This window comes from Novipirellula aureliae, from assembly GCF_007860185.1.
Taxonomy (GTDB): Bacteria; Planctomycetota; Planctomycetia; order Pirellulales; family Pirellulaceae; genus Novipirellula_A; species Novipirellula_A aureliae.
The window spans coordinates 749,344-761,438 of the sequence record NZ_SJPY01000002.1; the positions used below are offsets into that span (position 1 = coordinate 749,344).

Annotated in this window: 7 protein-coding genes; 5 read left to right on the plus strand and 2 right to left on the minus strand. The window is 50.9% G+C overall.

What is annotated here, in order from left to right:
• Positions 1–18: 18 nt before the first annotated feature.
• The 3 genes from Q31b_RS08545 to Q31b_RS08555 all read left to right on the plus strand — a co-directional run bounded on the left by Q31b_RS08545 (position 19) and on the right by Q31b_RS08555 (position 5,928).
• Positions 19–2,265: a hypothetical protein gene (locus Q31b_RS08545; RefSeq protein WP_146599238.1), complete on the plus strand. Its 2,247-nt coding sequence runs from the start codon at positions 19–21 to the stop codon at positions 2,263–2,265.
• Positions 2,266–2,313: 48 nt separating this feature from the next.
• Complete coding sequence (locus Q31b_RS08550; RefSeq protein WP_146599239.1) at positions 2,314–2,523, plus strand: hypothetical protein; 210 nt, start codon at positions 2,314–2,316, stop codon at positions 2,521–2,523.
• 813 nt (positions 2,524–3,336) lie between these two features.
• Positions 3,337–5,928 (plus strand): peroxidase family protein, encoded by a 2,592-nt coding sequence (locus Q31b_RS08555; protein ID WP_146599240.1) that lies wholly within the window; start codon positions 3,337–3,339, stop codon positions 5,926–5,928.
• A gap of 292 nt (positions 5,929–6,220) precedes the next feature.
• Here Q31b_RS08555 and Q31b_RS08560 read toward each other — a convergent pair whose 3' ends face one another.
• Positions 6,221–8,224, minus strand: a complete 2,004-nt coding sequence (locus tag Q31b_RS08560) for a hypothetical protein (protein ID WP_197171181.1) — start codon at positions 8,222–8,224, stop codon at positions 6,221–6,223.
• A 654-nt stretch (positions 8,225–8,878) separates the two neighbouring features.
• Between Q31b_RS08560 and Q31b_RS08565 the strand changes: the two genes are divergently transcribed.
• Positions 8,879–9,784 carry a hypothetical protein gene (locus tag Q31b_RS08565; protein WP_146599242.1) on the plus strand — a complete coding sequence of 302 codons (906 nt, stop codon included), beginning with the start codon at positions 8,879–8,881 and terminating at the stop codon, positions 9,782–9,784.
• Positions 9,785–10,254: 470 nt separating this feature from the next.
• Here Q31b_RS08565 and Q31b_RS08570 read toward each other — a convergent pair whose 3' ends face one another.
• Positions 10,255–11,379: an alginate lyase family protein gene (locus Q31b_RS08570; protein WP_197171183.1), complete on the minus strand. Its 1,125-nt coding sequence runs from the start codon at positions 11,377–11,379 to the stop codon at positions 10,255–10,257.
• Positions 11,380–11,756: 377 nt separating this feature from the next.
• Between Q31b_RS08570 and Q31b_RS28055 the strand changes: the two genes are divergently transcribed.
• On the plus strand, positions 11,757–11,927 hold the full coding sequence (locus Q31b_RS28055; RefSeq protein ID WP_197171185.1) for a hypothetical protein: 171 nt from the start codon (positions 11,757–11,759) through the stop codon (positions 11,925–11,927).
• The last annotated feature ends 168 nt before the right edge of the window (positions 11,928–12,095 follow it).

The window sequence follows — 12,095 nt, forward strand, 5'->3', positions numbered from 1 at the left end:
AGCGGGGAGGTTAAAATCATGGACATAAAAAAACACCTCGTCTGTTTCCTTTCGGTGGTACTGTTGCCTGCCCAATGCGTTTTGGCCGGAAATATCATTGACACAGCGGATTACCCCTACTGGAGGCAACTCGCTTCCAGTTCGCCTTTTTTTGCTGCGATGAAAAGCAACGCGATCGATGCGGCAAACAATGGCACCGAGACACGCGATGTGATGGGGGGCTGCGCCCTTGCTTATATCTTGGATCCGGAAAATAGAGCTGGATACATCGATGGCATCAAAGAGAAATTCGGAACCCGGATTACAAACATGACCATCGGCACCGGGGCGGCCACCTCTTCGGTTCCTTCCCATGAACTGTTTTATGCCTTACTGGCACTCGATGTGATTCGTTCTGATCTGGATTCAGCAACGCTTCGCCGCTTTGAATCCGTTCTGAAAAGCAAAATCATGGATCTCTATATTGGAAAGTGGGATCCGCATGCCTGGGCGATGCGAATGCTGTGGTACAAATACATAGGGGATGAGCGGAATTTCCAGGCTGCAAAAGTGGAGTTTGATAGCGGTTTGTCGGAGCATTACATGCCAAACGACGGCGTCTCACCAGCTGGCAATGGGTACTGCGTACAGCGATGGAACTCGGTTGAGCGTTCCGCTAAAAATGCCACACCCGATTTGATGGAGTACATGGGCTATCATGAGTACTACACCAATCCTGGGATCATTGGGCTGAAAGAGTTTATGTATGGCTATGCAGTGGCCCCCTTTGGACGCATCCTGCTCTACGGCGATTCTCGCAGTACCGAAGGTCAGGTGCCATGGGATATTAAAGGGGGAAAGGTTGTTGTGTCCCCCCATATTCTTTCAGCGGCTAGGTATTCTCCCAAAGCCTACCAATACGCGATGTGGGTTCTGCGTGAAGGGGTTGGTGTGTCTTCGCTACGTTTAAAGGGACACTTGTCTAATTACTTAATTATGGCGGGGACCGCGGCCAAGAATGATCCAATCGCAGTTGAACTCAATGATGGGGTCATGGCTCCCAGCCGATTGTTTCAAAATTATGCCGCTTTCATTTCAAAAACTGACTCAACGAATGCTCTCTATATGAGCATGCTGAACCTGACAGGAAACACAGAGTACCATACCCATTTCGAAGTCAATGCTCTGGCTATGGCTGGATATGGGGAGATCCTATTGCGAAATGCTGGCTACAGTGGACCGGATAAGGATGTCACGGTGGATGGGGTGACCGCTACGTTTGATTACCTGCATTCAAATTCGGAGTCCGCCAATACCGTAATGATCGGTGGAGCAAGACATTCAGCAAAAGTGGGTGATGGGATTACGGAAGGATTCGTTGGACAAAATGTCGAGTATTGTAGAGGTGTGAGTACGACGGCTATCGAGGGGACCCATGCTAGAGATGTCGTGTTCGTGCAACCTTCCGATGGTGCTCATGGTTACTATCTCGTCATGGATCATGTCACCACGGACAATGCCGGGGAGAATGTTAATGTCGTATGGCACCCCAATTCAGGTGCGTTAAAGACGGTTGCGCCGGAAACACACTACTTATCTGAAATCACAAAAGAAGACGGCGCGAATGGTCCACGTGTTTTTACTGAAAACGAAGTTGAACTCACGACATTTTTAGCGACTCCACCCTCTTCGGTTGAAATAAAGAGGACGGCGAATCAGGCAAGCCGATATTCCTATGCAGCAGATTATTTGGTCGCCAATTACGATCCGATCGACAAAAGGAAAGACATCCTTACCGTTTTATTTCCGGCAGACAAAACCCATCAAGTAGGCGAACTAACAAGAATCGAATCCGAGGAGTATACGGGCTGCAAAATCGTTCAAGAAGAAATTGAAGATGTTGCCCTGACCTCCGATGGTAGCATGACCGGGCAACAAGGGGAGACAACGTTTCAAGGGGAAGATGTTCTCCTTAGAACGGAATCCGGAAAGTTGTCATCCTTTTTTGTCAAAGGGGTTTCATTTGATAATGGCCAGCGTACGCGTTGTGGCTTCCAGGCGGATCTGCCTATTGCGATTTATATGAACGCCGCGACTGCATCATCAGGGATGCGTGGAATAATCCATTCAAACGGAACCAAGGTGACTTTCTATTATCCGGAAATAACCTCTGTGAAGATAAATGAACATGCTGTAGAGGCAACGGCATCGGGTCAAGGATGGGTCCAAATCCAAGTTCCCTCCGGTACTTTTAAGGTAGAGATCGTTTCACCTCATACTCTGTGATGGCTTCTGCTACTCCGCCAGAATGATCAAGCTGCTATAAGTCATCCAATGATAGCAGCTCGACAGATTGCCTTGCTTGTTGGCTTACTCCTTCTCATGACCGGAATGGCTCAGGCCAAGATTCATCGGCCAAGATTCATCGGCCAAGATTCATCGGCCAAGATTCATCGTGTCTTGGACTACGGAGCCAAAGCCGATGGCGTTTACGAAAACGCCGCTAGCCCGGATGATTCATGGGCTTGCAAATTGTTTTGCTAACGTCTACGCCTTAAAGCGTTGACGTTCATTGCTCGAAAAACAGTCTGCGTATTAGCCGTTTTGACGTTAGCGGGCTGTCGATTTAATCGTTTAACGCTTAGCCGAAGGCGTCAGCTTTTCCATAAGCGGTCGCCTATGGCTTGGCGTTAAACAATCAGTCGAGTCAAACCGATTAAATCGACAGGCCGTTAGCCACGGTTCACACGACAAATCACGCAGCCGTGGCTGTCGCCAAAACGGCTAATGAATCATCCGGGCTAGCATCCAAAAGGCCATGGATGAGGCCTCGGCACCCGGTGGCGGCGTGGTTCTTTTCCATCCCGGAGAGTACCGCACGGCGACGATCTTTCTGATAGACAATGTGACCTTAAGATTGGAGAAGGATAGCTTGAAAGAAACGAAAGACTCCAATACCTGTAAAGAGAATCTCATGCAACAAAGACTTTTCACTTAACGTTTTGTCGTCTTTTGTTTTGGTGTGCAGACGGCATTGTCTCTTGACGAGTTGGCGGCATCAACCGTTGTCTTACTATCGTTGTGGCTTGGCCCGTCAAAAAGAGGGAAGCCCGTAAGAAATAGTTCTTTCGGCAACGATTTGACAGAATGTCGACGAGAAATCAGAGGGCTCGATATCTCGGTTCTGCCTGGTTTTCGTCAATGGCTTCACCCCATCGACGCCAAACGGCAGCTTTTGCGACGCAAAACGTGACACGACCGCGACAAAGTCGCCCTTACAGAGAGGGCCCGGTAGCGGTCGTGTAGACCTGCACTTGGCGATTCTTCTCACCACACTTCTCTACCGCAGGTTAACCAATGGAAAACTTCATCAGACGCTGGATTGACAATCCTCAACCCGCAAGTCGAAAAGCAACAACCAAGAAGCAGAGAAACAAACGCCGAACCATGCGTCGACGTCTCAGGGCGGAATCGTTGGAAGCTCGGCAGTTGTTGGCGGCCAACATCTTTCACAACGACGTGGTGCCGGAAGATGTGAACGAAGATGGTGTCGTTTCCGCTATCGATGCATTGACGATCATCAATCGTTTGAGCTACGCATCTCAACGCGGCGCTATTGACGACGGTGGTCTACTGCAGCGCGGACCTGGCGAAATGACGGACGTCAATAATGATGGCGTCGATAGCCCGCTTGACGCGCTGATGGTGATCAATCGATTGAGTCGTGATCGAGGTCGGTTTCGTTCGCCAGACAGCGGCAACCACCATGACATCGACTTGCCCGCTGACGATAGGGATGAATTGCCCAGCGAACTTCCAACGGAGACGCCGCTGAGTGGCCTGCCGACGGAATACCGATCGATCGACGGGTCGGCAAACAATCTTGAAAATACCGAACTGGGCACCGTCGGCACGCAACTGATTCGCGTTGCCGACAATGACTACGCCGATGGGATTTCGGAACCTGCTGGTGAAGATCGCCCCAGCGCACGCGAGATCAGCAACGTTTTGGCGACCGACGATGGTCTGATCAGCGATCGTGACATGTCCGCTTTCGTCTATGTGTGGGGGCAGTTCATCGACCACGACATCACACGCACACCATCGGGCGGCGAGTCGTTTGACATTGAGGTTCCAACAGGCGATGAATACTTCGATCCGTTCGGGACAGGAAGCCAAACCATCTCGCTGACTCGATCCTTGTATGATTCCGAAACCGGAGTCGATTCTCCCCGTGAGCAAATCAACACGATCACAACCTGGCTTGATGGTTCGGTTGTTTACGGGTCCGACGACGCCACCGCGACGGCGCTGAGAACACTTTCAGACGGTCAATTGAAGACGAGCGAAGGCGACTTGCTGCCGTTCAACAATGAAGAGACCTTTCCGGACGGAACACTGGCGATGGACAACGACGCCGGGATCGTTCCCAACGACGAGCTGTTTGCTGCCGGCGATGTGCGTGCCAACGAGAACATTGAGCTGACCGCAATCCAGACATTGTTCGTTCGCGAACACAATCGGCTGGCTGAAGAGATTGCCGCAGCAGACTCAACGCTGTCGGATGAAGAAATCTACCAACAAGCTCGAGCGATCGTGGTCGCGGAACTGCAAGCGATCACCTACAACGAATGGCTACCAGCATTCTTGGGCGCAGACACGATCAGTGATTATGAAGGCTATGACTCATCCGTTGACCCCACGATTGCCAACGAGTTCTCCACCGCAGCCTTCCGGTTTGGACACAGCTTGCTAGGCGACGATGTCGAGTTTTTGGATAACGAAGGGAACGAAAGCGCCGAAGAGATTCCGCTGAGTCAAGCCTTCTCCAATCCAGAAGCCGTGTCCGAGAATGGAATCGATTCCATCATCAAATATCTGACGGCCGACCCTTCCTCCGAACTGGATATCCAAACCGTTGATAGCGTCCGCAATTTCCTTTTTGGACCTCCCGGATCGGACGGGCTCGACTTGGTGAGCTTGAACATCCAGCGGGGCAGGGACCATGGGTTGTCTGATTACAACTCAACGCGGGTCGCCTATGGACTCGATCCTGTCGAAAGCTTTGCCGACATCACCTCGGATCCAGACGTCCAGGAAAAACTGGAACAACTCTACGGCTCCGTTGATGATATCGACCTGTGGGTGGGCGGCCTTGTCGAAGACCACGTAGAGGGTGCCAGTGTTGGCGAAACGTTCCAAGCGATCATCACCGACCAATTCGAGCGACTTCGCGACGCAGATCGGTTCTGGTACGAGAACACGTTCTCCGAATCGGCATTGGCCGAAATCGAAAGTACAACGTTGGCCGACATCGTTGAACGAAACACAGAACTAACCGATCTCCAAAACGACGTATTCTTTTTCAGCGCGTCGATTTCCGGGACGGTCACAACGGATAGTGACGGGCGAACAAGCGCAAACGCCAATGACATCTCAAAGCAGGGCGGCACCACGCAAGGTGCGTCTGATCAGGTCATTCAGCTGGTCAGCGATGGGGAAGTCGTCGCTGAAACGACAACGGATTCCGAGGGTCATTACCGCTTCGACGTTCAAGACGGTTTGCGGACCGGCGAATACGAGGTTCACTTGATCTCGCAAACCGATGACGTCGCCACAACAATCGCGATGAAAGAAGTCGCGATTACAACTGGTGATGTCCATCTGCAGGACCTTAACTTTTCAATCACCTGCGATGATAACGGCGATGAAATAGAAGTTACCCCCTCAGGCGACCACTCAGGATCACGGCCAGATTCCGGCCAGCGATCAGGTAGCGGTCAACGTTCCAATCTCGATCCTCGCTCCGGCCCTGGTTTTGGCAACGAGCAATCTAGCAACGGGCAATCTAGCCGCGCCGATCTGACGCGGGGAAGTTCGTTGAGCCCCGATCTTGTCGATCCGTTCTTTAGTGGCCAAGAGGACGCGTTTGGCAACCGGACCCGTTGACACCGGTCTCGTTCTCACCCAACGGTGCAAAGCCGCTGAGGGTAGAAAGAAGAAATCCGATACGAATGACGCGGACTTAATGAGCCGACCGCGTGAACCTACCGCGTGAACCTACCGCGTGAGCCGCGGGCGTTGGCTGCCGCTGTTCCCATGCAATACCCGACAGTAGTTATTGTTGAACGTCAGATTGTCGATGCACCAAAAAACATTCGTTTTGCCCTGCGATGCCTGAAAAACCGACCATTTTGTACTGGGGATTGATGAATCAACCCACGGATTCTTCGCTGGAGTCTTAATTTTCATTCTCCATCAGCAAAATGTCCTTTTTGGCATTTTCATAACCCTGTTGCCAGTCGGCTTGGCCGGCGCGGCTTAACAATTGGGATTTATATTGTTGCTGTCCGATCGCTGCATACTTCTCCCAATGCGTCAGCGCCTCTTTCAGATGAAGAATGGCTTGTCCCGGATTGCTGGCCTTATAATCTGCCGCGCGGATTTTTTCGGCGTAGTAATTTCCGAGGTGCGCCATAGCCTCAACGTCTGCGAGCGTGCGTTGCCACGCCTTGTCGCCTTTAATTTCCTGTAAGGCCGGCAACTCGTTCAGCACAAACTCAGCATGTCCCTGAATTTCATCCGCCATGCTTGATCCTCCTGCCTTCCAGCAGGTATCCGTGATGGCATGATAGCCTTTCCTGCCGGAGCAAGCTTCCACAGACCATTGAAAATCCCAGTCGTGCCAATGAGCACGATTCACGGCCGGAATAATCATCGACGACCGGGCCCACACAGATTGAAGCTTTTGGGTTGGCTTTCCAGGAAAGCGTTGTTGCATGGCTTTTTCGAAGTAGGCATTCGAGAGGGTAGGATCATAGCCAAGACGCCCCCACAGCATGTATTTATACCAGTGCTTTTCGACCTCGAGTTGACGGGGGGAGTCGGGCTCGGTACTGACGAATTCTCGTCCCCAGATATACCCATCCGATCCCATATGGAATCCCTCGGTTTGTTCCGCAGGAGGAAGGTTGTTGAGAAAGGCACGGACGTAGTCCGCATCACCCCATCGGAAATAGAAGATGTCGTCATTGCGTAAGTTCCACCACCATTTTGTGCCTTTCGGTGCGTCGCGGAGAATCTCATCCACAAATGTCGGCTTCGTGTTCGAATACAAGCGGGCTTTCGCATATTTAAAGCTGAAATTAAATTCAACGCCGTCATCGAAACCCTCAAAGTGCTTCGTGATTTCGGGAATTTTCGACATCCAGTACCGATGAATAAAACGGATCTTCCGATCAGGCATCGCTTTCTTCGCATCCATCACGCCCAAGCCATACGTTTTCCAAAGCCAGTTTTCTTTTTGTTCGGGCGTGATCCGTTTCATGTTTTCGCCAGCCGTCACACCAATGCCCGCTAACAAGGGATAGGTTTCAAAAAGGCTTCGCACCGTTTTACGCATATAGTCGATGGTCGTTTCGTTGTCGATCGATCCGGTGATCCCATATTTCCCATCGGCGCCCCACACAAAAATATTCCAGGTGATGATATGAAATTCGATTCCACGATCCTTCGCATATTCCATCACCTCGCGCCAGAATTCTATTTTCTCCTCAATCGATATATTCTTGATGGTTTTCAGGTGATCCAAAACCTCTTGATTGACGGAATGCTCTCCAGCTCCTCCAGCGTATTTGTCAAACCAATTGTTCCAGTCCAAGTCCGCGATTTTCACATCATCCAACGCCACATCAGGATATTCCGGGACCTTCACCATGGAAGGAAAGGGATGTGGACTCCATAAGGTAATGGTGTTGTATCGATCTCGTGCGAGGGCATCGAGGTGCTCTTTCCAAAAATTCATATCCCACATGACGGCGATATTCTGCTGCGCCGCGTCTCCACAATCCGCATAAGACGGCGTGCGCGCATCCAGCGGAATATTCATCTTTAAACCGCGTTTTTTAATGTAAGGCTGGCAGTCAATTTCCTGAACGGCTTCGATTCCGTCCTGCGCAATGGTTTCTGCCAGAGAGAGACCTGCATACATTGCTCCGGTCGCGTCCGCTCCAATCGCCCAAATGGTCAAAAGATCTTCGGTACGGGTAACCCGTATCGCGTAACCCTCTGCCAACATTTTCTCCAGGCCCTTTGCTCTAACTGCTTGGAGTCGCCCTGCTAAAACGTCATCGTCCTGAAGGCCCAATACCAATCGAATGTTTTCGGATTTGTCAGTCAAAGCTGAGAGAGGTTCCATTTTCCATTCGTTTCCATTCAGCTTGATCGCCTGAGTGAGATCCTTCACCGCGAATTGAATCGCAGGGATCTCGGAACGAGAATATATCGAAACGTTTTCCCCCAACACCATGCTTGTCCAAAGCGAGCATAAGCACGTTATCAAAGTCAGAATGGTTCTTTTCACGTATCCTTCCTCCACTGTTATCCAATTGGTGATTCAAAGGCGTCGAAAATGTCTCTCGTCCCCGTTCCCCATGTTATCATTCACGGTTTCCTCAGACTATCGTTAAATCAGCGGCGAATCAAAAAATCATATGAGAGTGCGATGCTACGACTAAGAATTAGGGTTCGCCGTAGTGGACGAGGCTACGAGTCCTCCGTGATTTGCCTGACGTTCGGGACTCGTTGCCTCGTCCACTACCACTACCCTAAAATTACGCTGTGACAAATCGTTAGAGCTGAAGTTCTAGATTGCGTCGTTGCGGACCAGCGAGGAAATGGCCATACGGATGGGGCTCGCTTTCACGGAAGTCGCTTCGTTTGAATCCTCGTGATCTGAACGTGAAAGAAGCGATTATGATGTTTGGCGAGAAGCAAGTGAAAGCTAGGCTGGTCAAAGGGAGAAGGGTAGCTTGGTTGAGTTTGCCTCTCTGGTTCCCATTGCTGCCGGCCAGGCACTGGCAGTCGAGTCGCGTCAATTTTTTTCATCAAAGGAGAAGATATGAAGGGTTTGCTGGGTTTATCGGTCGCGTGTTTGTTGGGTAGTACGGTGACGTTTGCGGCTCCCGTCCTCCCCGTCAAAAAAGGGTTGGTCCTCGATCTGAATGCCGATGTCGGCGTGACCGTTGAGGATGAATGCATGGTCACCTCGTGGCGGAATCAGGCGCCGGACCCTAAAGCGATTGATTTCAAGATCACCGAGGAAGGACGCACCAAGACTATCATCTCACAGAAAGAGCCAGGCACAGGTCGACCGACCCTCAAAAAAAATGCAGATGAAATCAATGGGCATAACAGCCTTGTGTTTAGGGAAGATGAGCTGATCAACGACAATGACGAGGCATTCCACGGAATGATAACTGGCGGCGGATATACTTGGTTTGCGGTTATAAAGCCTTACAAGCAGGGTGGACCTGGAAAAATTGACTCCATCTATCCAAACGCATTTTTCGGGTGCCTTCGAAATACAGGCAAACCTCAATTGGAGCCGGGACAATACGCAGGATTCTGGGGTTCATTCTATACGGATGGCCGAGTTTACATGGGTTCTCGTAATGGAATGAGTAAAACGACTCGTGATCGTGTGAATACGCCTGAAGTAGAAGGCCCTCCTCCTGCAACCAACCAGTGGCACATCATCATGGGTCGGCAGGGCTCCGGGCAGGGCGTTGTACAATTAGAGCTGTTCGTAAATGATCCAACTAAAGTGGTCAATTCCCATGACTATCCTGTTGCGGATGTGGAGCCCAGCCGTATGGCAATCGGCACCGAACGGAATGCGATCAATCATATGGGCAAAGAATCCTTTGATGGGGAACTCGCTCGGTTGTTGATGTTTGAAACCGCCTTGAATCAGCAGCAGATGCAAGCGGTCTATGACTATTTGAGAACGGTCTATTTTGAATGATCCGCACTCTACATCAATTCTTCTGACTTCTTCCGAAATCGAGCTCCCTGCAACTGATTCAGAACGACTTATAAACATGCAGTACGTGGCAACGCTTGGCATCGAGAGCCTAGCCCGGATGATTCATGGGCTTGCAAATTGTTTTGCTAACGTCTACGCCTTCAAGCGTTTACGTTCATTGCTCGAAAAACAGTCTGCGTATTAGCCGGGCTAGGCCGCATTCTCGAAATGTGGGATAGCCATTTTTTGGCTTCTGCGATCGTGTAGAGAATAAAGATGATCGAGCAATCTGGATGCGGATGAAGAATAGATCAGAAGCCTTGATCGAAACGCTGAAAGTAACAGCCACGGCTAAAAGTAACATCGTTTTATCCAGACCCTGTTGTGTTGCATCAGGGCATCCTCGTTTTTCATCAAACGAAATGGAAAGTGGAACTCGCGGTTTGCTTCATTTATTTTGAACGATATTTCTAGTCGGTTCCTTCGCGTGCGAACAAGATGGTGCCAAAGCCGATATGGTCCCCCTTAAAGCCTGGTCCTTCCGGTCGGATCTTTTTGACGACGGCTTCGGTGTAGGGACAATCCAATCCCTTCCGAAATTTGTAGTGGTTGTAGACCATTTCAAAAATCGGCCGACGGTCGAACCGACCTCGTCCCTCGGAAGCGATGGCGGTATGGTGATACTTACCGGTCGTGTCGGTGGTCTCCTGGAAGGGGACGTCGTGCCCCAGGTTGTAAGCGGCCGTGTACTCGAAACCGGCCAGGATGCGATTGTTCTCTGCACTGTATAGATCGAGACCCTGGTTCCAACCTATTTCTGCGACCACGGCCAGGTACCCCAGTCCCAGCATGGTATGCTGTTGATCACGACCACTCTCTTGGCACTGGCCTTCCGGATTAATCACATAGTGTGTTAGGCGGGCATTGTCCTTGCCGTGGTAGAACCATTCTACCGCGTGGTCGAACATGACGCGATCGTCGGTGAATACCGCAATGGCCATCACGGTCTGGAGGGCCGCTAAAGACCAGTTGCCATTGGCAAAGTCCGCCATGTCCTTGAGTACCGGATCGTAGATGTTTCGGAGCATGGATTCCATACGTACAATATCATCGGTAGCCCACCCGGATTCGGTGTAACGCAGAATTTCAGCGGCCGCAGCGAATTTGACTCCGGAGATCCCGGCGCAGAGGATCTTATCTCGTCCACTAATGACCTTCAGCGTGGACGACCAGGCATTGAGTATCTCAATGGCCTTGTCAGCATGGGCTTGGTCACCCGTGATCGCCCACATCATGGCGTTCTGGTAGGCCGCGTTGGCATCACTCTCGTGTTCCGAGGATCTGACGCTGGGCTTTCGACCGGTTTCCTCGAATCCTCCGAGTACCTTGTAACGACTTGACGATTGCGAATGCTTTTGCAGAATCTTGAATCCGTCTAGGTAGGGTTGGGCTCCCGTTGCGACTTGCTGGCGCATGCGTTCTAGATCGGCGTGCGTATGCAAGATGCCGGGATGAACAAAGGACTTGGACTCTGCCGACACCACGGATGCCACCGACAGGATTGCCATACTTAAGCAAAGGATTTTATGATTCATAACGTGTATTTTAATTACCCCAGGACCAGTTTGCATGATAAACGGCGTCAATGGGCTTCATCGAATAGCATCCCGTTGAAACAGCATGCTCCTCATCTGGCCGTTACCGAGAAAGAGTGCCTCGTCCCAGAGTTGAGGTAGGAATTTCCAATCGAGATCCTGTTCCGCGATAAAGCTGGGCCAGTCGACCTCCAAGTCAGCGGCAAGCACACTAGATCCGATCAGTGAAAGCGACGCCGCAAAGTAAAACAAAAGCTATAGCATTTTATCATCGTATGAAGTGTTTTGTTTTTCACAAGAGTTCCTTTTTTCAAAAAATCCTGCACTCTTGGCTTTCATCGTTGCTCCTTCACTGGAATTCTGGAGGAGAGTACCCATTGCCACTCTTGCTCGACTCCCTCGATGCCTCGGAGCAAGAAGCGAGGCAGATCGAACATCACCTTGATGACCGCGAACGGTGTTTCGCCGATAGGACGGCGCGACTGTATGCGATATTGGACTCCTCCTTCGGCCTCTTTGCTCGGTGCCGGCGTCGGGGCGTTTCGTGAACATCATCCATCACTTCTCGACCGACGTCGCATTGTTTTCAGGCCGGAGGCCGATATATCCTTGCCGGTGGTGTAAGCCACCGAATCAAAGGCGTTTAGGTCGTCACAAGGCCGGAGGCCGATACATCATCGCTGGTTGCATCAGGCTGGCAAAGTGATTATTGGCAT